Origin of the sequence: Bradyrhizobium uaiense (genome assembly GCF_010811875.1) — a bacterium.
GTDB lineage: Bacteria > Pseudomonadota > Alphaproteobacteria > Rhizobiales > Xanthobacteraceae > Bradyrhizobium > Bradyrhizobium uaiense.
In genome coordinates this window covers 1-22,078 of the sequence record NZ_VKHP01000163.1, presented here as the reverse complement: position 1 = coordinate 22,078, position 22,078 = coordinate 1, and the positions used below count along the sequence as shown (strand labels likewise).

General features: G+C 65.1%; 17 protein-coding genes and 1 pseudogene. 9 read left to right on the top strand and 9 right to left on the bottom strand.

Going from position 1 to position 22,078, the window contains the following annotated elements; all coding sequences use genetic code 11:
• The first annotated feature begins 167 nt into the window (after positions 1 to 167).
• Together FNJ47_RS30930 and FNJ47_RS30925 are read left to right on the top strand one after the other, a co-directional pair.
• Positions 168 to 1,427, top strand: a complete 1,260-nt coding sequence (locus tag FNJ47_RS30930; RefSeq protein WP_163159736.1) for an NAD(P)/FAD-dependent oxidoreductase — start codon at positions 168 to 170, stop codon at positions 1,425 to 1,427.
• 55 nt (positions 1,428 to 1,482) lie between these two features.
• The gene (locus FNJ47_RS30925) at positions 1,483 to 2,151 is read left to right on the top strand and encodes an amino acid ABC transporter permease (protein WP_163159735.1); all 669 of its coding nucleotides are present in this window, start codon (positions 1,483 to 1,485) and stop codon (positions 2,149 to 2,151) included.
• A 229-nt stretch (positions 2,152 to 2,380) separates the two neighbouring features.
• Here the strand turns inward: FNJ47_RS30925 and FNJ47_RS30920 are convergent, their stop codons facing one another.
• Positions 2,381 to 3,259, bottom strand: coding sequence for a transporter substrate-binding domain-containing protein (locus FNJ47_RS30920; protein WP_163159734.1), 879 nt, complete (start codon positions 3,257 to 3,259; stop codon positions 2,381 to 2,383).
• Positions 3,260 to 3,643: 384 nt separating this feature from the next.
• Positions 3,644 to 4,591 carry a polyphosphate kinase 2 gene (gene ppk2 / locus FNJ47_RS30915; RefSeq protein WP_163159733.1) on the bottom strand — a complete coding sequence of 316 codons (948 nt, stop codon included), beginning with the start codon at positions 4,589 to 4,591 and terminating at the stop codon, positions 3,644 to 3,646.
• 139 nt (positions 4,592 to 4,730) lie between these two features.
• Between ppk2 and FNJ47_RS30910 the strand changes: the two genes are divergently transcribed.
• From FNJ47_RS30910 to FNJ47_RS30900, 3 genes and pseudogenes are all read left to right on the top strand, one after another.
• Complete coding sequence (locus FNJ47_RS30910) at positions 4,731 to 5,903, top strand: fumarylacetoacetate hydrolase family protein (protein WP_163159732.1); 1,173 nt, start codon at positions 4,731 to 4,733, stop codon at positions 5,901 to 5,903.
• A 237-nt stretch (positions 5,904 to 6,140) separates the two neighbouring features.
• Positions 6,141 to 6,347: pseudogene (locus tag FNJ47_RS30905) on the top strand (LysR substrate-binding domain-containing protein); the annotation flags it as partial.
• 26 nt (positions 6,348 to 6,373) lie between these two features.
• Complete coding sequence (locus FNJ47_RS30900; RefSeq protein ID WP_236000185.1) at positions 6,374 to 6,724, top strand: hypothetical protein; 351 nt, start codon at positions 6,374 to 6,376, stop codon at positions 6,722 to 6,724.
• 30 nt (positions 6,725 to 6,754) lie between these two features.
• Here the strand turns inward: FNJ47_RS30900 and FNJ47_RS30895 are convergent, their stop codons facing one another.
• The 4 genes from FNJ47_RS30895 to FNJ47_RS30880 all read right to left on the bottom strand — a co-directional run bounded on the left by FNJ47_RS30895 (position 6,755) and on the right by FNJ47_RS30880 (position 13,385).
• A complete protein-coding gene (locus tag FNJ47_RS30895) occupies positions 6,755 to 8,392 on the bottom strand; it encodes a Spy/CpxP family protein refolding chaperone (protein ID WP_163159730.1) in 1,638 nt (545 codons plus the stop codon).
• Between the two features lie 225 nt (positions 8,393 to 8,617).
• Entirely contained in the window at positions 8,618 to 10,417 is a 1,800-nt protein-coding gene (locus tag FNJ47_RS30890; RefSeq protein ID WP_163159729.1) for an NAD(P)/FAD-dependent oxidoreductase, read from the bottom strand.
• Between the two features lie 186 nt (positions 10,418 to 10,603).
• Complete coding sequence (locus FNJ47_RS30885; protein ID WP_163159728.1) at positions 10,604 to 12,484, bottom strand: sigma-54-dependent Fis family transcriptional regulator; 1,881 nt, start codon at positions 12,482 to 12,484, stop codon at positions 10,604 to 10,606.
• Between the two features lie 439 nt (positions 12,485 to 12,923).
• Positions 12,924 to 13,385 carry an Lrp/AsnC family transcriptional regulator gene (locus FNJ47_RS30880; RefSeq protein ID WP_016841346.1) on the bottom strand — a complete coding sequence of 154 codons (462 nt, stop codon included), beginning with the start codon at positions 13,383 to 13,385 and terminating at the stop codon, positions 12,924 to 12,926.
• Between the two features lie 131 nt (positions 13,386 to 13,516).
• Here FNJ47_RS30880 and FNJ47_RS30875 point away from each other — a divergent pair, with 131 nt between their 5' ends.
• Positions 13,517 to 15,883 carry a transketolase gene (locus FNJ47_RS30875; RefSeq protein ID WP_163159727.1) on the top strand — a complete coding sequence of 789 codons (2,367 nt, stop codon included), beginning with the start codon at positions 13,517 to 13,519 and terminating at the stop codon, positions 15,881 to 15,883.
• A gap of 305 nt (positions 15,884 to 16,188) precedes the next feature.
• Entirely contained in the window at positions 16,189 to 17,622 is a 1,434-nt protein-coding gene (locus FNJ47_RS30870; RefSeq protein ID WP_076862559.1) for an aldehyde dehydrogenase family protein, read from the top strand.
• Between the two features lie 250 nt (positions 17,623 to 17,872).
• On the opposite strand, the gene FNJ47_RS30865 is transcribed toward FNJ47_RS30870, so the two are convergent.
• The gene (locus tag FNJ47_RS30865) at positions 17,873 to 18,835 is read right to left on the bottom strand and encodes an SMP-30/gluconolactonase/LRE family protein (RefSeq protein WP_163159726.1); all 963 of its coding nucleotides are present in this window, start codon (positions 18,833 to 18,835) and stop codon (positions 17,873 to 17,875) included.
• Between the two features lie 113 nt (positions 18,836 to 18,948).
• Here FNJ47_RS30865 and FNJ47_RS30860 point away from each other — a divergent pair, with 113 nt between their 5' ends.
• On the top strand, positions 18,949 to 19,770 hold the full coding sequence (locus FNJ47_RS30860) for an NAD-dependent epimerase/dehydratase family protein (RefSeq protein WP_163159725.1): 822 nt from the start codon (positions 18,949 to 18,951) through the stop codon (positions 19,768 to 19,770).
• Here the strand turns inward: FNJ47_RS30860 and FNJ47_RS30855 are convergent, their stop codons facing one another.
• Together FNJ47_RS30855 and FNJ47_RS30850 are read right to left on the bottom strand one after the other, a co-directional pair.
• Complete coding sequence (locus FNJ47_RS30855; protein ID WP_163159724.1) at positions 19,771 to 20,343, bottom strand: invasion associated locus B family protein; 573 nt, start codon at positions 20,341 to 20,343, stop codon at positions 19,771 to 19,773. It abuts the gene before it with no gap.
• A gap of 34 nt (positions 20,344 to 20,377) precedes the next feature.
• Positions 20,378 to 21,070 (bottom strand): GntR family transcriptional regulator, encoded by a 693-nt coding sequence (locus FNJ47_RS30850; RefSeq protein ID WP_163159723.1) that lies wholly within the window; start codon positions 21,068 to 21,070, stop codon positions 20,378 to 20,380.
• Between the two features lie 173 nt (positions 21,071 to 21,243).
• Here FNJ47_RS30850 and FNJ47_RS30845 point away from each other — a divergent pair.
• A partial coding sequence (locus FNJ47_RS30845; protein ID WP_175068441.1) for a dihydroxy-acid dehydratase domain-containing protein occupies positions 21,244 to 22,078 on the top strand: 835 nt, incomplete at its 3' end.

Below are 22,078 nucleotides of genomic sequence, written 5' to 3'. Positions count from 1 at the left end.
CCTTGCGCGTGTAGCCCGGCATCAGGGCGGTGGCGGTGGCGCCCGGGCTGGCGAGCTCGGACGCGAGCGACGTCACCAGCACTTCGAGCGCGGCTTTCGCGGCGGCCGATCCCGGATAGGTGGCGCCACGCTGCCGGTCGATGGCGGCCTGACCTTGATGTGACGGCATGAGCGAGAGCACGCCAGCACAACTGGTTGATGTCGTTGTGCTCGGCGCCGGCATGGTCGGCGTCTCGGCGGGCCTCGCCGCGCGGCAGCGCGGGCTCTCCGTTGTCGTCGTCGACCGCCGCGAGCCGGGCAGCGAAACCTCCTACGGCAATGCCGGCATCATCTCGTCGGGCTCGATCCTGCCGCTGAACACGCCGGCGCTGCTGAAGAACCTGCCGAAATACCTCACCAACACGCATCCGGCGCTGCGCTGGAATCTCCCATGGGCCATCACCAATGCCGGCTGGGTGATCCGTTTCCTCGCCACGGCAACGCCGGCGCAAACAAAACCGCGCGCCGCCGCGCTGCACGGCCTGATCGGAACGTCGCTGACATTGCATCGCGACTGGATCGTGCAGGCGGGCGCCGGCCATCGCATCCGCGAGACCGGCTGGCTGAAAGCCTGGCGCGGCGATGGGCTTGCGACTGCGAAGGCCGAGCATGCGGCGCTTGCCGAGTTCGGTATCAAGAGTGAGGTGCTCGACCGCCAGGCGATCTCCGCGCTCGAGCCGAACATCATTCCTGCCTATAGCGTCGGCCTGCTGCACAGCCAGACGGCATCGGTCGATTCACCGGGCGCGGTGGTCAAGGCCTACGCGCAGCTGCTTGCGAATGGCGGCGGCACGATCAGGCAATCCGAGATCCGGCGGATCGAGCCGGTTGGCGACGGCTGGCGCGTGCAGCTCGCCGACGGCGAGATTGCCGCGCGCCATGTCGTGATCGCGCTCGGACCGTGGTCGGCCGAGCTGCTGCGGCCGCTCGGCTATCGGGTGCCGCTGGCGTTCGAGCGCGGCTATCACCAGCATTTCGTGCCGAACCCGGCACGCAAATTGCTGCGGCCGATCCATGATGCGGAGGGCAGCTTCCTGATGACGCCGATGGAGCAGGGCATTCGCGTCACCAGCGGCGTCGAGCTGACCGCGCGCGACGCGCCGTCGAATTTTGCGCAGCTCGAGGCCGTGGTGCCGATGGCGCGCAGCGTGGCCGAATTCGGCGACGCGGTCGGTGAGCGCTGGCGCGGCGCGCGGCCGACGTTGCCGGACAGCCTGCCGATGATCGGGCAGGCGCCACGGCATCGCGGGCTCTGGCTTGCCTTCGGCAACCAGCATATCGGCTTCACCACCGGTCCGGGAACAGGTGCCGCGATCGCCGCGATGATCGCAGGCGCTGCGCCACCATTCGCGGTGAAGGCGTTTTCGCCGGACCGGTATATCGCGTGACACGCGCAAGGCTGCCTGCGATGCTGGGGGATCAAGCGGGCAACCGAGGGGCAGGATGAACTACGTCTGGGATTTCGGGATCCTCGCCAAGTACAGCCATCTGTTCTGGCTCGGGCTCGGCTGGACCATGGCCTACACGATCGGCACCATCATTCTCGGCACGCTGATCGGCCTGATCGTCGGCATGCTGCGGCTGCGCCGCATTCCCGTGATCGACTGGCCCCTGATCGCCTATATCGAAACCTTCCGCTGCACGCCGCTGCTGGTGCAGATCATCTGGTTCTACTACGCATTTCCGGTCGTGATCGGCGTCAACATCCCAGCGCATGTCGCAGCGGTCAGCGTGCTCTCGCTCTATGGCGGCGCGTTCTATGCCGAGATCGTGCGTGGCAGCATTGAAAGCGTGCCGGTCGGGCAGTGGGATGCCGCGAAGGCGCTCGGTTTCCGCGGCTGGCGCCTGATGCGGCTCGTGATCCTGCCGCAGGCGCTGAAGCCGATGATGGCGCCCTATGTCAACCAGTCGGTGACGCAGCTGAAGAACACCTCGCTGGTCTCGATCATCGCGGTGCCGGATCTCGTCTACAACGCAACGCTGATCAACGCCGACACCTACCGCCCGCTCGAGGTCTACACCATCGTGGCGCTGATCTATTTCGCAATCCTGTTCCCGTCGACGCTGGTGGCAAGACGGCTGGAGCGCGGGCTGACCTACGACAAGGTGTGATTTCTCTTCTCCCTCGCCCCGCTCTTGCGGGGAGAGGGTCGGGGTGAGGGGCTTCTATCCGGTGAGCAGTTCGCCGTTTGTTGAGCAGTGTGCCTCGCCCCTCACCCGGATCGCATCTGCGATGCGACATAGCCGAAGCCCGGCTTCGGCGTTCTTGAGAGACGGCCGCCATAGGCGGTCTGCGCCTCTCCCCCGCAAAGAGCGGGGAGAGGTGAAGAGGACTCGTTCCTCAAATATTCAACTCCACCGGCACATCCTCGGCCTTGACGCCGGCAAGCCCCAGGCCCTTGACGAACCATTCACGCATCTGGCCGATGCCGCGGTTGTAGTCGATCCACACCGACAGGAAATCGCGCCAGCGCTTGTCCTGTTCGCGCCGCACCGCCGTGCCGCTCGCGATCGTCACCGAGGGCGAAGCCAGGATCTTGTAGGTGCCGAGGTTCGGGTTCTTGGCGATCGCGGTCAGCCCAAGCACCAGCGCATTGACCACGCAATCGACGCGGCCCGACGACATTTCCAGCATCACCTCGTCGCGTGACTTCAGCGACTTGATGGTGGCATTCGGCGCAAAGCGCCGGGCCACCGCCTCGTTGGCCGAGCCGACGTCGACCGCGATCTTGACCTCGGGCTTGTTGATGTCGGCCCAGGTCTTGGCTTCCAGCCCCTTCTTGAGCATCGCGCCGAACGGATGCGGGAACACCAGATTGGTGAAATCCACTACCAGCGCGCGCTGCGGCGTCGGGTTGAGCGCGAAGCCGAGGTCGATCTTGTTGGCCTGCAAATCGAGGATCGAATTGCCATAGGTCGATTCGACATATTCCAGCTTGACGTCGAGCAGCTTGGCCAGATCGTTGGCCATCTCGATCGAGAAGCCGGACCAGGTGCCGGTGGCGAGATCCTTGTTGAAATAGGGCAGCTCGCCCGGCAGCACGGCGATGCGCAGCACCTTGTTGGCGCGGATGCGATCCAGCGTGTTGTCGGCTTGCGTCTGCGCCGCGGCCGGGGTGGCCATGGCGGCCGCGAGCGCAGCCCCGCTGCCGATCCCGAGCGCATAGCGCAGTGCGTCGCGGCGATCTTCGGAAATTTTGATGTCGTCGGATTGAGTCAAGCGGGCCTCCCTGCACCAGATGGGGAAGCCTAGCGTCGGTATCCGGTGCCAGCAAGTGCGCGCGCCTGCGCCATTGGTAGGCGTGGCGAAGAGGGGATGCCCATCTCTTCACCTCGCTCTGCTTGCGGCCTCCGCAGGGGCGCACTGCCAAAATATCGAAAACAACCCCATGCAAAGTAGCCCGCGGCGTGCCGGCATTCGACGGGGCAACTTTACATGTCGGGCAAATCAACGCCATTATTCTATTATTCAGAAATAATGCGCCTTACCCGGCGAGTGTAACATTCACCGTTCGCGCGGAGGCAGCCCCGCACCCTGACCCTCTAAGAGCGAGCTTCGCTCGTCTCGACCCCGTAAGAACGGGGAGAGGGGAAGCGACCACCATCAATACTGCCCCGGCACGTACATTTCGGGCGGGATCGGGCCGCGGTGATAGTCGGGGTTGCGCACCCGCGGCGGCAGCACCACCGGTTGGTGCGCGACCTGCTGGTAGGGGATTTGGCTCAACAGATGCGAGATGCAGTTGAGCCGGGCGCGCTTCTTGTCGACGGCATCGACGATCCACCACGGTGAGTCCGCCAGATGCGTGCGCTCCAGCATCGTCTCCTTGGCCTTGGTGTAGAGCTCCCAGCGGGTCCGCGCCTCGACGTCCATCGGGCTCAGCTTCCACTGCTTCAGCGGATCGCGGATCCGCATCGAGAAGCGGAACGCCTGTTCCTCGTCGGTGATCGAGAACCAGTATTTCAGCAAGATGGTGCCGGAGCGGATCAGCATGCGCTCGAATTCCGGCACCGAATTGAAGAATTCCTCGTACTGCTCGTCGGTGCAGAACCCCATCACCTTCTCGACGCCGGCGCGGTTGTACCAGCTGCGGTCGAACAGCACGATCTCGCCGCCGGCCGGCAGATGCGAGACGTAGCGTTGGAAATACCATTGCGTGCGCTCGCGCTCGTTCGGCGCCGGCAGCGCGGCGATGCGGCAGACGCGCGGGTTGAGCCGCTGGGTGATCCGCTTGATGACGCCGCCCTTGCCGGCGGAATCGCGGCCCTCGAACAGCACGACGACCTTCTTCTTCTCGTGCTGTACCCAGTCCTGCAGCTTGACCAGCTCGCCCTGCAACCGCAGCAATTCGCGGAAATAGAATTTTCGGTCGATCGACGGCAGTCCGACGGCGCCGTCGTGGTCGAGCTCGTCGAGCCTGACGTCGTCGAGCTCGAGCTCGAGTTCCTCGTGGAGGCTGTCGGCCATCTCCTGGTGAATGCGGGCGCGCAAGGCCTCCTCGCGCAGGGCTTCGTCCCGGGCGGCTTCGTCGGTGAGGTCGGAGGCGGTCATGAACGTCCGTCTTTCAGTGTGTTAGATGGATCGGACGGCAGCATTGACGGGCGATGTTACCCCTCTATGACATCGGCATGACCGCTGTTTCACGCCCCCGGGCCGACTATGCTAACAAGACGAAAAAAGGGAGATGCCGATGATTTCGCTCACGCCAAGAGACACCCTGCCGGAGGACGGCACACGCGGCACGCTGGTCGGGCGGGTCTGGTTGCCGCAGGCGGGCGGGCCGGCCGTGGTCGCGGTGCGGGGCGACGGCGTGTTCGACGTCACCGCGCGCTTCCCCACGGTGAGCGCGCTGTGTGAGGAGAGGGATCCCGCGAGCGCCCTGCACGCCACGCGCGGCGAGCGGATCGGCGATTTCGAGGCGGTCCTCGCCAACACGCCGCCCGATGGCCGCGACAAGACGAGGCCGCATCTGCTCGCGCCGGTCGATCTCCAGGTGCTGAAGGCCGCCGGCGTCACTTTCGCGATCTCGATGCTGGAACGCGTGATCGAGGAGCGGGCGCGTGGCAATCCGTCGTCGGCGGACGCGATCCGCAAGGAGGTGGTGCGCCTGGTCGGCGACGATCTCTCCAAGCTGAAGCCGGGCTCCGAGCAGGCGATGCGGCTGAAGCAGGTGCTGATCGACCAGAACGCCTGGAGCCAGTATCTCGAGGTCGGTATCGGCCCGGACGCCGAAGTATTCACCAAGGCGCCGACATTGTCTTCGGTCGGCACGGGCATGGATGCCGGGCTGCATCCGAAATCGACCTGGAACAATCCCGAACCGGAGGTCGTGCTCGTCGTCTCCGGTGCCGGCAGGATCGTCGGCGCGGCGCTCGGCAACGACGTCAACCTGCGCGACTTCGAGGGCCGCTCGGCGCTCTTGCTGTCGAAGGCCAAGGACAACAACGCCTCGTGCGCGATCGGCCCGCTGCTGCGGCTGTTCGATGCGACCTTCTCGCTCGACGACGTCAGGAAGATGGATGTCGGTCTCACTGTGAAAGGTGCCGACGGCTTCGTGCTCGAGGGCCATTCCTCGATCAGCAAGATCAGCCGCGACCCGACCGACCTCGTCGCCCAGACCATCGGCCCCGTGCATCAATACCCTGATGGCTTTGCGCTGTTCCTCGGCACGATGTTCGCACCGGTGAAGGACCGCGACGCCAAGGGCGAAGGCTTTACCCACAAGCGCGACGACATCGTCACCATCGCCGCCCCGCAGCTCGGCAAGCTCGTCAACCGCATGCGGGGCAGCGACGAATGCGAGCCCTGGAGCTTCGGCCTCAGTGCGCTGATGAAGAACCTGGCGCAGCGCAAGGTGCTGTGAGGGGAAGCGTAGGGTGGGTTAGCCGAAGGCGTAACCCACCGACTTCGCGCCACGGAAGAGATGGTGGATTACGCTTCGCTGATCCTCCCTACGCATCTGTGCGGATGGGATCTGAATCCATCGTGAGATGAGCACATTCGTCAGGCTCCCTCCCCCGCAAGGGGGGAGGGAGCCCTTCCTCCGGTGCGCGCCTCACATGATCGTGGGAGCGCTCACACGTAACTCGCCGTCACGCTGCTGAGCGCCGCGGTCAACGGACTTGGTCTGGCCTACATGACCGAAGGACAGGCGAAGCCGCAACTGGCGAGCGGCCGGCTGGTGCGCGTGGTGGGTGACTGGTGTCCGCCGTTCTCCGGCTACCACCTCTATTATCCAAGCCGCCGGCAAGCATCGCCTGCATTCTCGCTGCTGGTCGACGCGTTGAGATATCGCGGCAAGGTGTGAGTGGAGCGGCAAGTGCGTCCGCGTTGTTGGTCGCGCGATCCGACTGCGCGCTGCGCGATGATGTGCTGCCGTTCGCGGTAGCCGCCTTCGTTGCCGAACATGTTCAGAAACCTGGGCGGCAGATCAATCGCATGCCGCAACTTGAGCGCGCGCAAATGCGCGAATTCTGGAGCGACCGCTTGTCGCGCCGTTATGTGAACCAGTTCATCTTCGTTCGCGCTGATCCGTTCCAGCATGTTGGCTCGACGCGAACAGAAGGAGTCGTGGACATGAGCGAGCAGCCATCAAATGGAATGCCCGATTGGCTCACGACGGATATGCTGGTGATCGCGGTCGCACTCGTCATCATCGTCATGGGCATATGGATCGCGCCTTAGCGGGCCATGCGCGCAGGGCGATGGTGAGCCTTACAGGCCCATCATCCGGAAGATCATGCCTCCGATATTCGGGCCGTGACGGTGGTGGCGGCGATGATGACTTCGCGGGGATTCGTCGTCGGTTGCGGCCATTGCGGTCCTGTTGCCGTCGCGCTCGGGCCCGACCGCGTCGAAGGCCGCCTTCTGCTCGTCGCTGAGCGCGTTGTAGAAGGTGTCGAGCGCAGGACGTACCGTCCCGATCGCCTGAAGCATGGAATCCAGTCTGGCTTCGACCGCCGCAAGGCGGGCCGGCGGCGTGCGCGCGTCGGTCGGCGGACAAGACGATTTCAATGCGTCCTCGGCCTTCGTCGCAGCATCCCGCAAGGCATCGAGGCTCGCCCGCTGCGCGTCGGTCGGCTTGACGTCGCGTTCGATGATCTCGCCGGGCCATGCGATGGCGGCGGCTTGCGCCGTGTTGCAACTGCCGTTGCCTGACGCCGCTTCACGCCCGGTGCGTTGCCGGTTCCCCGCCAGCGCGGTCACCTTCGCCTTCTGATCGTCGCTGAGCAGCCCGTAGAATTTCTCCAGCGCCGGTTGCAGGATGCCGACCGCGTCGCGCATGGCCTGGAGGCGCTGCTGCATCGAGGCGAGGCGGCTCGGTGCGGTCAACGGCACGTCCTTGGGACACGAGTTGAGAATGGTCTCGGACGCCTTCTGCGACGCGCTGGCGAGATCGTCGAGCGCGGCGCTCTGCTCGGCATTGGGCTGAATGGCGCTGCGGAATTGCTCGATCGGGAAGCCGGCGATATCGCGCGTGTCGCTGCCGCACATGTCGGCAAGCGCGTTTGCTTGATAGGGAGCGCCGGATCGGCTGGTGACCGGCGGCCGCGGAGCGGCGCGGCCGGGCAGATAGTCGGCATAACCGCTCAAGGCACCATAGTCATAGGGACCGAACAGGCCGGTGTAGATGTCATTGTAGCCGTAGTCCCAGAAGTACGGGTCGTAATCGTCGCCCCACCAGGCATAGTCATAGAGATCGTAATAGGCGTAGGGCCAGAACACCGGGCCGACCCAGCCGAAGCCGCCATGCGGATGGCGCCACCACCAGCCGCCATTGTTGTTGTGATATCCCCAGGCCGCGCCGGCGGCGGCCGTCATGATCGCGGCGCGCGCCGCCGGATTACGCAAACCGCCCGGGCTGCGCAGGGCGGCCGTAACCGGACGCGAAGACAAGGTGCGGCCGACGGCGCTGGCGTTGCGCCGCATCGCGGCCGCCGAAGGCGCATGACGGCCGGCGGCGGCTACGCCGTGCGAGACGGCCGGATTGCGAGCGGCATGGAATTGCCGCGCGCCGCCGCCGTGCCCGATCCTTGTGGCGGCATGGGGAGCGGCATGAATGGTATGAAAGCCGCGGGCGGCTCCGCCGTGAAAGCCACCTCCGTGAAAGCCGCCACCGCGAAGCCCGCCGCCGAGGAAGCCTCCGCCGCCGCCGTGGAAACCGCCGCCACCGCCGTGAAATCCACCACCGCCACCATGGAAGCCTCCGCCGCCATGACCGCCACCGCCATGGCCGCCGCCACCACCGCGGGCGGCATCGGCGCTACCTGCAAACAGCGCGGTCGATGCCGCGACTGCGAGGATCGCGACGAACGCCAGGACAGTGTGCTTGTTGCGGGCAGCCCTCGGCATATGTCCTCACCCTTCGGATACTCAGCGATGCCTGACATCAACGTCGCGCGCCGCCGCCGGTTCCAGCGACGATTGTGGATTGAGTTGCACCGCAAGAGCCAGGAACAGCGTGTTCACGTCCTCCAGGGATCGCGACGCCACGGGCAAGGCTTCGCCACCGGCATATTCAATCTCCGAAAAATCCCGCCTGGTCCGGGAGCGGAAGACCAGGCGGGGCAGTCTGCCTCAGCCCTTGTGATGGGTCTGTTGCAGTCCGTAGACCGGCGTCGGGATGCCCTCCTGGCGTGCCTTCAGCTGCAGCGCCAGATAGTGCGAGTAGTGGCGCGACTGGTGCAGATTGCCGCCGTGGAACCACATCGCCTCCTGCTGCGTCGGCTTCCACATGTTGCGCTGCTCGCCCTCCCAGGGGCCGGGATCCTTCGGCGTATCCGAGCCGAGGCCCCAGACCTTGCCGACCTTGTCGGCAGTCGACTGGTTGATGAGGTCGGCGACCCAGCCGTTCATCGAGCCGTAGCCGGTCGCGTAGACGATCACGTCGGCGGGCACCTCGCGTCCATTGTCGAGCTTCACTCCGCTTGCCGTGATTTCCTCGACCTGGCCACCGGCGAGCTTGATCTTGCCGTCGATGATCAGCTGCGAGGCGCCGATGTCGATGTAGTAGCCCGATCCGCGCCGCAGATACTTCATGAACAGGCCGGAATCATCGGTCCCGAAGTCGAGCTTGAACCCGGCCTTCTCCAGCGCTGCGTAGAAATCGGCATCCATCTCGCGGATCTTGTCGTAGACCGGCTTCTGGAAGGTATGAAGAATCCGGTACGGCAGCGAGGCGAAGATCAGGTCCGCCTTCGCCGTCGTCACGCCGGCCTTCACCGCGCGCTCCGAATAGAGATCGCCGAGGCCGACCTCCATCAGCGGCGCGGACCGGACGATGTGGGTCGAGGAGCGCTGCACCATGGTGACGTCGATGCCGTTCTCGTAAAGCGCGGCGCAGATGTCGTGTGCCGAGTTGTTGGATCCGATGACGACGACCTTCTTGCCCTTGTAGCCATCCGGTCCCGGGTGCTGCGAGGAATGGTGCTGCTCGCCCTTGAACTGGTCCATTCCCTTGAACTTCGGGATGTTCGGCTTGCCTGACATGCCGGTCGCAAACACCAGCTGCTTCGGCTTCAGCACGATCTCCTCGCCGTCGCGATCCACGACGACATTCCACTCCTTGGTCGCCTCGTCGAAGGAAGCGCGCTTCGCCGTCGTCCGGGTCCAGTAGTTCAGCTCCATCACCTTGGTGTAGAACTCGAGCCAGTCGCCGATCTTGTCCTTCGGCGAGAACACCGGCCAATTCTTCGGGAAGTCGATATAGGGCAGGTGGTCGTACCAGACGGGATCGTGCAGGCAGAGCGACTTGTAGCGCTTGCGCCAGCTGTCGCCGGGCCGGTCGTTCTTCTCGATGATGATGGTCGGTACGTTCAGCTGGCGCAGCCGCGCGCCGAGCGCGATGCCACCCTGGCCGCCGCCGATGACCACCACATAGGGTTGCGTCGTGTAGCCGAGGGAACGGGCTTCCTCCTCACGCTCCTCCTTCCAGCTCTTGGCACCGGCATTGACGCCATGCTTGGCGCCGAGCGGCCGGGTGAAGCCGGACTTTTCCTCATGTCCCTTCAGCTCGGCCATCGTGGTCAACAGCGTCCAGATCAGGCCGTCGCGGAAGCGGACCAGACCGTATCCGCGCGCGACGTCGGTCTCGAAGCTGATCCAGGTCTCCAGGATGCCGTCGGCTTCGCCGGCGGTCTCACCTTCCGCGACGCGCCAATGGCGCGGCTTGGCCGTCTTGAGGGTGTGGGTGAGCAGATCGCGAACCCCGTCGCGGCCCTCGACCGTCTTGATGTTCCAGGTGAAGGTGACGAGATCGCGCCAGTAGCAGTCGGTCGCAAACAGCGCGACGGCGGCGTCGATATCGCCGTCCTCGAGCGTCTTGCCGAACCGGTTGAGCAGAACTTCCGCCTTGGCGTTCGCAGTGGTGTCCAGCATGCATTTCCTCCTTTTGGTGATTGACGCGAGCGATCGGCGATCGCGGCGTTCGGCCAAGGGAGCGCAAGCGGCATGCCAGGGGTGCCGGGCATGCAGGTCACATGAAATCAAGGCTTTACGGAAGCGTCGGGGTGTCGCGCCGCGTGGCGGCGCCACAGCTGTGGCGCCACACCTGCCACAGGTGCGTTAGCTCCGCTTCAGGCGGCGGAGGCGGCGATGGATGGTCGATCGGTCGACGCCGAGCCGGCGGGCAAGCTCGGAGACATTGCCGCCACAGGCGGCGAGCTCGGCGGCGAGATCGTCGCTTGCCGATGCGACAGCCGTCGCGGGCTCCGCGGGATTGCGCAACGTCTCCGGCAAATCGTCCGGTGTGATCTCCGATCCATCCGCGAGCGCTGCCGCGACGCGGAGCGTGTTGGCGAGCTCGCGCAAATTGCCCGGCCAGGGATGGCGGCGCAGCGCCATGCGCGCGGTGTGCGAGAGCCGGATGGTGCGGCCCTCGTCGGCGCCGATCCGGGCCAGCAGATGATCGACGAGCCCGTCGAGGTCCTGCCGTTCGCGCAATGCCGGCAACATCAGCGTCGCAGCATTGAGACGGAAGAACAGGTCGCGGCGGAAGCGGCCATCGGCGACCAGCTGATCGAGGCGATGATGCGAGGCCGAGATCAGGCGGAAGCTGACCGGTTTCGGCCGGTGCGCGCCGACGGGAGTGATCTCGCCCTCGGACAAAACGCGTAGCAGCCGCGCCTGCAATCCGATCGGCATGTCGCCGATCTCGTCGAGGAACAGGGTGCCGCCGTCGGCGGCCTCGATCAGGCCGATCTTGCCGCGCGGTGCGGCACCGGTGAATGCGCCGCTCGCATAGCCGAACAGTTCGGACTCGATCAGCGCCTCGGGGATGGCGGCGCAATTCACCGCGACGAAGCGTCCGGGATTGGGGCGGATGTCGTGAATGGCGCGGGCGAGGAATTCCTTGCCGGCGCCGGTCTCGCCCTGGATCAGGATCGGCACGTCCCGCGGAGCGAGCTTGGAGGCGCGCAATTGCACCGCTTCCATGGCCGCATCGCCAAAGCTCAATTCACGCAACGGGCGCGGGATGCGATCGGCGGCGGGGAGGCCGCGCGTGCGTGTGACCGGCGCGATCGCGCCGGCGAACAGCATCACGCCGGAACGGGTCCGGATCACGCGTTCCCGGTCGGCCCGGCTGCGCGTGAATCGCGGCAGATCATCGACGTCGATGTCGAACAGTTGCGAGATCGGCGTTCCGATCACGCCGCGCGCGGCGCCCGGCTGGGGCTCGAACATGCGGGCGAGCGCGCGGAAGCCGCCATGCGTGAGACCGGAGATGCGCCCGTTCGCGTCGATGGCTATCGCCGCCTCGGGATCGACGTCCAGAAAATCTGGCGAACGGGAAATCCTCAGGATCCAGTCGTGCCGCGTTCGTGCCATCAGGTTGGCGAGCTCGATCCGCCGGGCCGTGGTGGTGACGAGATGCAGCGCCAGGTGCTGGCTCGCCTTGACCGTCGGCGAGCGCAATTGCGAAATGTCGAGCACGGCGGTCAGGTCGCCGAGCGTGTCGAAGATCGGCGCTGCCGTGCAGGTCAGGCCGATATGGCTGCTGTCGAAATGATCGTCCTGATGGATGATGACCGGATCGCCGGAGACGATGCAGGCGCCGACGGCGCAGGTGCCGGCGCGGTTCTCGGACCATTCCGAGCCGAGATAGAGGCCTGCGCGGCGCAGCTGATTGTCGAATGTCGGGTCGCCCATGAAATCGACCGTGACGCCGCGGGCATCGGAAAGCAGAAGCACGTAGTGTTGGTCCATGACGTGGCGGAACAGGCCCTCGACCGCCGAGCGGCCGATCCTGATCAACTCGTCCGACTGCTCGCGATGTTCCTTCAATTGGGTCGAAGGTACGATGTAGGCTTCCTGCGCCTGGGCCGGATCGAGGCGATAATCGTTGAGACACCGGAGCCAGGACTGCACCACGGGCGCGTCGCGCAGGCTGCCCTTGCCGAGGGCAACATGCGCAATTTCCTCGACATGCGAGCGGGCCGAGATCATCCGGTTTCCTCCCGGCCGGTCGCCCTCCGCCCGTCACGCCGGGGTGGTATGGACGCTATGGCCGTGCGTTGTGGCGGGATCTTTCGAGCGTCCCATGGCAGCAAGTCTAGTATTGCCCGGGATGACGCGCCAAGCAAATCGGCGCAATTCGAGGCTTGACTCGTCGGGGCTTGACTTGGGCGCCCTCTGTTTGAGGAGGGTGGAACGAAGTGCAAGGCTCGGACAAATCATGTCGCGAGAATACGGAGCCATGACTCACCTGCCGCAACAAATCTGGTGTCGTCCCTGCGAAAGCAGGGACCCATAACCACAAATCGTCATTGTCGTGCGATGGCGGAACGATAAGTCCCGTTCACAACACCGGCTGCGGAGTATGGGTCCCTGCTTTCGCAGGGACGACAGCCGGGATTTGGCACGAGCACGTCCCAACCCAACACCCTCACACCGGCAGCGCCGTCGAATACTTCACCTGGCTCAGCGCAAAGCTCGACTCGATCGAGGCGATGCCGTCGAGCCGGGTCAGCTTGTTCTTCAGGAACGCTTCATAGGAGGAGAGGTCGGCGGCGACGACGCGCAGGAGATAGTCGCGGTTGCCGGTCATCAGATAGCACTCGAGCACCTCGTCCCATTTCGAGATCGCGCGCGCGAAGCGGTTGAGGTCTTCCTCCTTCTGTCGCGCCAGCTTGATCGAGATGAACACCGAGACATGCAGCCCGATCGACTTCTGGTCGACGGTTGCGATGTAGCGGGAGATCACGCCGCGCTCCTCGAGCAGCTTGACCCGGCGGTGGCAGGGCGACACCGACAGACCGACCTTGTCGGCGAGCTCCTGCATGGTCATGCGACTGTCGGTCTGGAGCAGACTCAGGATCTTGCGGTCGATGGCATCGAGGGCGGGCATTGGGATGAACTCGTCAGTTGCGGCCGGATCGTGGGAATTTATCCCAATTTTTCCTGTGCTGTCGCGTGGAATTGAGATTTTCGGCGGCGCGGCCGGCAGTAACATCGGGGATATCGCCTGGGAGCATTGCCATGGGAATCGCGCCTGAACGCCTCGACATGCTCACAGCCTTGGCCCGCAAGGTGCTGTGGCTGTCGTCGTGGACCATCCATCACGCCAACCATATCAGGCCCTCCAGCGACGGGTTGAAGGTCGGCGGCCACCAGGCATCGTCGGCCTCGCTCACCAACATCATGTCGGCGCTGTATTTCTCGGTGCTGCGCCCGCAGGACCGCGTCGCGGTGAAGCCGCATGCGAGCCCGGTGTTCCACGCCATCCAGTATCTGTTCGGCCATCAGACCCGCGACAAGTTGGAGAATTTCCGCGGCTACAAGGGCGCGCAGTCCTACCCGTCGCGCACCAAGGATACCGACGACGTCGACTTCTCCACCGGCTCGGTCGGCCTCGGCGTGGCGCAGACGCTGTTCGCTTCGCTGGTGCAGGACTACGTCAAGGCGCATGGCTGGATGAAGGACCGGCCCGAGGGCCGCATGATCGCGCTGGTCGGCGACGCCGAGATGGACGAGGGCAACATCTTCGAGGCGCTGCTGGAAGGCTGGAAGCACGGCCTGCGCAACACCTGGTGGGTGGTCGACTACAACAGGCAGTCGCTCGACGCTGTCGTGCGCGAAGGACTGTGGGCCAAGTTCGAGACCATGTTCCGCAATTTCGGTTGGGACGTGGTGATCGTGAAGTACGGCAAGCTGATGCTCGAGGCATTTGCCGAGCCCGGCGGCGAAGCGTTGAAGCGCTGGATCGACAATTGCCCGAACCAGATGTACGCGGCGCTCTGCTTCCAGGGCGGTGCCGCCTTCCGCAAGCATCTGCGCGACGACATCGGAGACCAGGGTGACGTGTCGGCCCTGATCGACTGCCGCAGCGACGACGAGTTGCTGGCGCTGATGTCGAACCTCGGCGGCCACGACATGGCGAGCATGATCGAGGCGTTCGAGGCGATCGACCATGACCGTCCGGTCTGCTTCATCGCCTACACCATCAAGGGCGTCGGCCTGCCGATGCAGGGCCACAAGGACAACCACGCCGGCCTGATGACGGTCGCGCAGATGGAGAAGTGGCGCGCGGCGCAAAATATCCGCACCGGCCATGAGTGGGACAAGTTCGAAGGCCTGTCGCAGGAGCCTTCAAAGCTGGACGCGTTCCTGGCGGAGGCGCCGTTCAATCGCGAGGGCCGCCGCCGTCTCTCGGCGCCGGAAATCGAGGTGCCGGAGCGGCTGGTGTTCAAGGCCTCCGCGCAGATGTCGACGCAGCAGGGCTTTGGCCTCGTGCTGCACGAACTGGCGCGCGGCGACAGCGAACTCGCGTCGCGCGTCGTCACTGTTTCGCCCGACGTCACCGTGTCGACCAATCTCGGCGCCTGGGTCAATCGCCGCGGCCTGTTCGCGAAGGCGGAGAACCACGATTTGTTCCGGCAGGAGAAGATCCCGTCGGCCTACGCCTGGGAATATTCGCCGAAGGGACAGCACCTCGAGCTCGGCATCGCCGAGATGAATCTGTTCATCATGCTCTCGGCGCTCGGCCTGTCGCGGCAGATCAATGGCGCGCGGCTGCTGCCGGTCGGCACGCTGTACGATCCCTTCATCGAGCGCGGCCTCGATGCGCTGAACTATGCCTGCTACCAGGATGCCCGCTTCATGGTGGCGGCGACGCCGTCGGGCATTTCGCTGGCTCCGGAAGGCGGCGCGCATCAGTCGATCAAGACGCCGCTGATCGGGATCGGACAGGATGGGCTCGCCTCGTTCGATCCGGCCTTTGTCGATGAACTTGCCGTGATCATGGGCTGGGGCTTTGGCCACATGCAGCGGGAGGGCGCCGAGGGTGGTTCGGTTTACTTGCGACTCTCGACCCGAACGCTGGAGCAGCCGCAACGGATCATGACGCCGGACCTGCAGCGCGACATCACCGATGGCGCGTACTGGATGCGCAAACCGGGCCCGAACTGCGACGTCGTCATTGCCTATACCGGCACGGTCGCGCCGGAGGCGATCGAGGCGGTCGGCCTGATCGGCGAGAGCCACCGCGATGTCGGTCTCCTTGCGGTAACCTCTGCCGACCGGCTCTATGCCGGTTGGTCCGCCGCGCGGAATTTGCGTCGCGATCGCCGCGGCGCGCAGCATTTGAGTCATATCGAGCGCATGCTGGCACCGCTCGGCCGCGACTGCGGCATTGTGACCGTGATCGACGGCCATCCGGCTTCGCTCGGCTGGCTCGGCAGCGTGCGCGGACACCGGGTCGAGGCGCTCGGTGTCGAGCATTTCGGCCAGACCGGCACGATCGGCGACCTCTACCGCCACTACGGTATCGACGCCAATGCCATCATCGATGCGGCGGAGAGCGTGTCGGTCGGCGCCCCGGTGCGGCATCGCAAGATGGCGGTGTGACGAGGGATATCTCCCCATCGTCATCCCGGCGCAGGCCGGGATCCATAACCACGAGTGGCAGCAAGTAAGCGCGACTCGTTCTAACAGCACCCTTTACCAATTGCGGTCGGTGGTGATGGGCCCCGGCCTTCGCCGGGGCGACGAAGCCAACCTTGCCACCGGTGCGGCAGCAACATTATATGCCGTGGGCGTGCACGAGCCGCGCCCCGCATATGGCGGGTTCAATTCGCCCTGCTTTCGTGCAAGGATGCCTGCCGAACGCTGTCCGTTCCCCTTATCCATACGCCCCCTACAAGAGGTTTCCGATGGTCAATCGCATGCAATTCTACATCGACGGCGCCTGGGTCGATCCCGTCGTCAAAGGCAAGTCCACCCCCGTCGTCAATCCGGCGACCGAAGAAGCGATGTATGAGATTGCGCTCGGCTCGAAGGCCGACGTCGACAAGGCAGTCGCCGCCGCCAAGCGCGCGTTCGAGACCTATTCCAAGACCAGCCGCGAGGAGCGCATCGCGCTGCTCACCAAGGTCGTCGAGGTCTACAAGGGCCGCATGAAGGAAATCGGCGCCGCCGTCTCCGACGAGATGGGCGCTCCGCTGCCGATGGCCGAGAAGCTGCAGGCCGGCGCCGGCCTCGGCCACCTCATGAACACCCTCGAAGTGCTCAAGAAGTACGAGTTCGAGGAGACCATGGGTACCGCCGTGATCGTGCGCGAGCCGGTCGGCGTCGTCGGCATGATCACCCCCTGGAACTGGCCGCTCAACCAGATCGCCTGCAAGGTCGCGCCCGCGCTCGCCGCCGGCTGCACCATGATCCTGAAGCCGTCGGAGTTCACCCCGACTTCGGCGCTGATCTTCGCGGAAATCCTCCATGAAGCCGGCGTGCCGAAGGGCGTGTTCAACCTGCTCAACGGCCTCGGCCCGGAGGTGGGTGCTGCGATGAGCGAGCATCCGGACATCGACATGATCTCGTTCACCGGCTCGACCCGCGCCGGCGTCGACGTCGCCAAGCGTGCGGCGCCGACCGTCAAGCGCGTCAGCCAGGAACTCGGCGGCAAGTCGCCGAACGTCATCCTCGAAGGCGCCGACCTCGCCAAGGCGGTGACCGGCGGCGTGATGCACATGTTCAACAACTCGGGCCAGTCCTGCAACGCGCCGTCGCGCATGATCGTGCCGCTCTCCAAGATGAAGGAAGTGGCTGCGATCGCGAAGGGCGTCGCCGACAAGACCAAGGCCGGTGATCCGCGTGCCGACGGCACCACGATCGGCCCGGTGGTCAACCGCGGCCAGTGGGACAAGATCCAGGCGCTGATCCAGAAGGGCATCGACGAAGGCGCAACGCTCGTCGCCGGTGGCCCGGGCCTGCCCGAGGGCGTCAACAAGGGCTTCTATGTCCGTCCGACCATCTTCGCCGACGTTACCAACGACATGACGATCGCCCGCGAGGAAATCTTCGGACCGGTGCTGACCATCCTCGGCGCCAAGGACGAGGCTGAGGCGGTGAAGATCGCCAACGACACGCCCTATGGTCTCGCCGGTTACGTCTCGGCCGACACCGTGGAAACCGCGCGCCGCGTCGGCCGCCAGATCCGCGCCGGCAACGTCAACCTGCAGGGCGTGCCGAACGAGCGCAGCGCACCGTTCGGCGGCTACAAGCAGTCCGGCAACGGCCGCGAGTGGGGCCGCTACGGTCTGGAAGAATATCTCGAAGCCAAGGCTGTCGCCGGCTACAACGCCGCGTAAGCGCAAGCTACGAGAGACAACATTCTGGCGCCGGGGCGGATCACCGCTCCGGCGTCAGACGTTTCGGAAGCTACATATTCAGCGTCGTCCCGGCCTAGTGCGCAATTGCGCACGGGGGCCGGGACCCATTACCACAGGCCTTCGTTTTGCGAAGATTGCGGCTCCGGCTTGCGAAGCCAATATGCATCGGTGGCTATGGGTCCCGGCCCCCCGTGCGCAATTGCGCACTAGGCCGGGACGACCAAGACAATCAACCGCCGAGTGCGCCCTGGGTGTTGACGTAGAGCGCATAGATCGACTGGCTTGCCGCCATGAACAGGCGGTTGCGCTTCAGCCCGCCGAAGCAGAGGTTGGCGCAGCGCTCCGGCAGCGCGATGCGGCCGATCATGACGCCGTCCGGCGCAAACACGACGACGCCGTCGAGCTCGGGATCGCCCATGCCCCAGCCGCACCACAGATTGCCGTCGATGTCGCAGCGCATGCCGTCGGGCGTGCCGCGGCCGGCATCGATGAACACGCGCTTGTTCGAGATCGTCTTGCCGTCGGCGGAGACGTCATAGGCGAGGATCTTGCGGTTCGGCTCGCCGCGGGATTCCACGACATAGAGGATTGTCTCGTCCGGCGAGAAGCACAGCCCGTTCGGGCCGAGCACACCTTCGGCGACGATGGTGGCCTGGCCGGTTTCGGGATCCAGCCGGTAGACGTTGGGCTCGATCTCGGGATCGGCCTTGTAGCCCTCGTAATTGCCGAGCAGGCCGAAGATCGGATCGGTGAACCAGATTGCGCCGTCGGATTTCACCACGACGTCGTTCGGCGAGTTCAGCCGCTTGCCGCCGAACGAGTCGATCAGCACCGTAATCGATCCGTCATACTCGGTGCGGACTACACGGCGGCCGCCATGCTCGCAGCTGATCAGCCGGCCCTGGCGATCGCGGGTGTTGCCGTTGGCGAAGTTCGACGGCTTGCGGAAGATACTGACCGCGCCGGTCTCTTCTTCCCATTTCAGGATGCGCTGGTTCGGAATGTCGCTGCACAACAGATAGCGGCCGTCGCCGAACCATACGGGACCTTCGGCCCAGCGCAGGCCGGTTGCGATGCGCTCGACGGCGCTGAGCTTCAGCCAGTATTTCTCGAAGCGCGGATCGAGCGCGTGGATCGCGGGATCAGGATAGCAGGTCGCGGGACGCCAGCCGGCGGAATGAACATCGGACATTTGCTGTTCTCGTTGTGGTGTTTCGATGGTGTTTCCTTGAGCGCCTGGTTTGCTATCATTGTCGGCCTGCGACCGCAATTCGATCGCAGCAATCAGGAAAGACGAGGGACGGCATGCCACGCATATTGATGACCGGCGCATCGGGTGGAATCGGAACGAGCCTGCGCAAGCTGCTGCCGCCGATCTATCCGGATCTGTTGCTGAGCGATATCAAGCCGCCCTCCGATCTCGGCAGCAACGAGAAATTCAAGGCTGCTGATCTCGCCGATCTCGCAGAGGTCGAGGCGATCTGCGAGGGCGTCGACGGCATCCTGCATTTTGGCGGCTATTCGGTCGAAGGTTCGTGGGACGCGATCCTGCAGGCCAACATCATCGGCTGCTACAATCTGTTCGAGGCGGCACGCAAGAAAGGCGTCAAGCGCGTGATCTTCGCCTCGTCCAATCACGCGGTCGGCTTCTATCCGCGCCATCACCGCATCGGCACCGGCGTCACCGCGCGGCCGGACAGCCGTTACGGTGTCAGCAAGGTGTTCGGCGAGGGCGTCGGCGCGCTCTATGCCGACAAGCACGGCATCAAGGTGACCTGCGTCCGGATCGGCAATTTCGGCCAGGCGCCGCTCGATCACCGCAGGCTTTCGATCTGGCTCAAGCCGGAAGACCTGGTGCAGCTCTGCCGCATCGGCCTCGAACATCCCGATATCCATTTCGAGGTGCTGTACGGCGCGTCCTACAATGAGCGCTCGTGGTGGGACAATCACCGCGCCTACGATCTCGGCTATCGCCCGACCGGCCGCGGCGAGGACTTCCGCGAGCACGCGATGGCCGAGCAGGCCAAGCTGCCGCCCGATCCCGTCGGCGATTACTACCAGGGCGGCGCGTTCTGCAGCATGGAGTTCGACGGTGACCGCACGAGGGTGATCGATTGGAAGAAATGATCAGTCGTCGCACTGCGGCAGCTGCTTCACCGCTTCGGTGTGCTCCCGCTGCGGCTCGTTCGCGTTTTTCCCGGATGTCGCCTTGGGGGCGCTTCCGGGCCCGTCATAGCTCTGGGAAAAGTGGCTGAGCGGGAAGGTGAGGCTGATCTTCTGTCCGGTCAGGTTCTTGGCTTCCACGACGATCGTTTGCGCGTGTTTCAGCCGATCGATCAGCTCGCCATTGGCCTCCAGCGTGCCGCCGCAGCCGAGCGTGTAGCAATGCGTCCGGGCGATCTGCATCGGTTCGTCCTGATCGATGCGGAGGCTGATCGTTCCTTCCAGCATGGTCCGCGTGCCGACATTGGCGGTGAGCAGTGCGCGCGTGCTGCTCTGCGGCGAGATGGTGATGGTGCCGCCCGACGGCGCGCACTGGCCGCGCGCGGTGGCGGCGACGAAGCAACTCGCCTGGGTCAGGCAGGTCTTGGTCCAGGGCTCATAGATGAGCTCGGTCGCGCGCGGATCGGCCGCTTGGCTGACGCCGGCAAGCGCAAGCTGCGCGGCGAACGATCCAATCAACAGAGCCACATGGCGCATCGCGGTCTCCTTCACGAGGAGGCCGCGTATCGCGCTATTGCGGCTTTTTGTCGTTGGAGATGCGGACGAGGTAGTCCGCCTTGCTGTACTGCATGTGATCGACGCAGAGCTGCGCCAGCGCCCAGCTGTCGCGGCCCTTCAAGAGCTCGATCATCAATTCGTGCTGGCGGCGCGACAGCGCCAGCCCCTCGCTGTCGGCGAGGTTCTTGGCGCGCATCGGCAGCGTCAGGTTCATGTAGTCCTGCAGCGAGCGGACCAGATAGGGATTGCCGCAGGCCGAGAACAGCGCGAGGTGGAACGCATCGTTGGTTTCGTGGATGCCGCGCATGTCCTGCGCGTCGGCCTTGAGGCAGTACTGCCGTTGCAGCTCGCTCAATTGGTCGATCAGGCTTTCCGGCGCGGGCAGGGCGATCATCAGCGCCGCCTGGCGCGTCAGCATCTCGCGCACCTCGTAGATCTGCCGCACCTCCCCGGCCGAATAGAACCGCACCGTGGCGCCGACATTCTTCTCGCGCAGCACGATGCCCTGGCGCTCGAGCTGGAACAGCGCCTGGCGGACGAAATGCCGGCTCGCGCCGTAGCGCTGCATCAAGGTATCCTCGACCAGCCGCAGGCCAGGTTCGAAGCGGCCGAAGATGATGTCCTCCTCCAGCCGGCGGATCACCTCCGCCTGCTCCTCCTCGCGCGAGGGGGCCTGGAGTTCGGGCAATGTGGGCTGGGCTTTCATGCGCTCGCGGCTTCGGATCGATGCCGGAGGTCAGCATGGCGCGAGGGTTATTGTCAATAATGGGGGCGATTTTGCCGCAGACTAGCTCCGCTCCATCGCCGGATTATCTCATATTGACAATAATTCCCGCCGCTCCTTAAGTGCGCCCGAACCATCAACGGGACGAGAAGAAAATGGCCGACGGACTTCGCAAGGGACTGACCAGTTATGGTGACGCCGGCTTCTCGCTGTTCCTGCGCAAGGCCTTCATCAAGGCGATGGGCTATTCGGACGATGCGCTCAACCGCCCGATCGTCGGCATCACCAACACCTACAGCGACTACAATCCCTGCCACGGCAACGTGCCCCAGATCATCGAGGCGGTGAAGCGCGGCGTGATGCTGTCGGGCGCAATGCCATTCGTATTCCCGACCATCTCGATCGCCGAGAGCTTTGCGCATCCGACCTCGATGTATCTGCGCAATCTGATGGCGATGGACACCGAGGAGATGATCCGCGCCCAGCCGATGGATGCGGTGATCGTGATCGGCGGCTGCGACAAGACCCTGCCGGCGCAGCTGATGGCCGCGATCAGCGCCGATCTGCCGACGGTGGTGATTCCGGTCGGGCCGATGGTGGTCGGTCATCACAAGGGCGAGGTGCTCGGCGCCTGCACCGATTGTCGCCGGCTGTGGGGTAAGTATCGCGCCGGCGAGATCGACGATGTCGAGATCGAGGCGGTCAACGGCCGCCTTGCGCCATCGGTCGGCACCTGCATGGTGATGGGCACGGCCTCGACCATGGCCTGCATCACAGAGGCGCTTGGCCTGTCGCTGCCGATGAGCGCGCCGATCCCGGCGCCGCATGCCCCACGCCTCCGCTCCGCGGGGGCCAGCGGCCGGGCCGCCGCCGAGGGGGCGAAGACCAAGGGCCCGACGCCGAGACGGCTCCGGGCGACGGCGCCGTTCCGCGACGCCCCGGACGGCGTGCCGGCGATCGGAGGCGGCGACCAGCGGCGCGCGCACTCCC

What these genes read in the sequence shown, in the direction of transcription:
- FNJ47_RS30930 (WP_163159736.1), top strand. Translation starts at nt 168, where the DNA reads ATGAGCGAGAGCACGCCAGCACAACTGGTTGATGTCGTTGTGCTCGGC.
- FNJ47_RS30925 (WP_163159735.1), top strand. Translation starts at nt 1,483, where the DNA reads ATGAACTACGTCTGGGATTTCGGGATCCTCGCCAAGTACAGCCATCTG.
- ppk2 (WP_163159733.1), bottom strand. Translation starts at nt 4,591, where the DNA reads ATGACCGCCTCCGACCTCACCGACGAAGCCGCCCGGGACGAAGCCCTG.
- FNJ47_RS30910 (WP_163159732.1), top strand. Translation starts at nt 4,731, where the DNA reads ATGATTTCGCTCACGCCAAGAGACACCCTGCCGGAGGACGGCACACGC.
- FNJ47_RS30895 (WP_163159730.1), bottom strand. Translation starts at nt 8,392, where the DNA reads ATGCCGAGGGCTGCCCGCAACAAGCACACTGTCCTGGCGTTCGTCGCG.
- FNJ47_RS30890 (WP_163159729.1), bottom strand. Translation starts at nt 10,417, where the DNA reads ATGCTGGACACCACTGCGAACGCCAAGGCGGAAGTTCTGCTCAACCGG.
- FNJ47_RS30885 (WP_163159728.1), bottom strand. Translation starts at nt 12,484, where the DNA reads ATGATCTCGGCCCGCTCGCATGTCGAGGAAATTGCGCATGTTGCCCTC.
- FNJ47_RS30880 (WP_016841346.1), bottom strand. Translation starts at nt 13,385, where the DNA reads ATGCCCGCCCTCGATGCCATCGACCGCAAGATCCTGAGTCTGCTCCAG.
- FNJ47_RS30875 (WP_163159727.1), top strand. Translation starts at nt 13,517, where the DNA reads ATGGGAATCGCGCCTGAACGCCTCGACATGCTCACAGCCTTGGCCCGC.
- FNJ47_RS30870 (WP_076862559.1), top strand. Translation starts at nt 16,189, where the DNA reads ATGGTCAATCGCATGCAATTCTACATCGACGGCGCCTGGGTCGATCCC.
- FNJ47_RS30865 (WP_163159726.1), bottom strand. Translation starts at nt 18,835, where the DNA reads ATGTCCGATGTTCATTCCGCCGGCTGGCGTCCCGCGACCTGCTATCCT.
- FNJ47_RS30860 (WP_163159725.1), top strand. Translation starts at nt 18,949, where the DNA reads ATGCCACGCATATTGATGACCGGCGCATCGGGTGGAATCGGAACGAGC.
- FNJ47_RS30855 (WP_163159724.1), bottom strand. Translation starts at nt 20,343, where the DNA reads ATGCGCCATGTGGCTCTGTTGATTGGATCGTTCGCCGCGCAGCTTGCG.
- FNJ47_RS30850 (WP_163159723.1), bottom strand. Translation starts at nt 21,070, where the DNA reads ATGAAAGCCCAGCCCACATTGCCCGAACTCCAGGCCCCCTCGCGCGAG.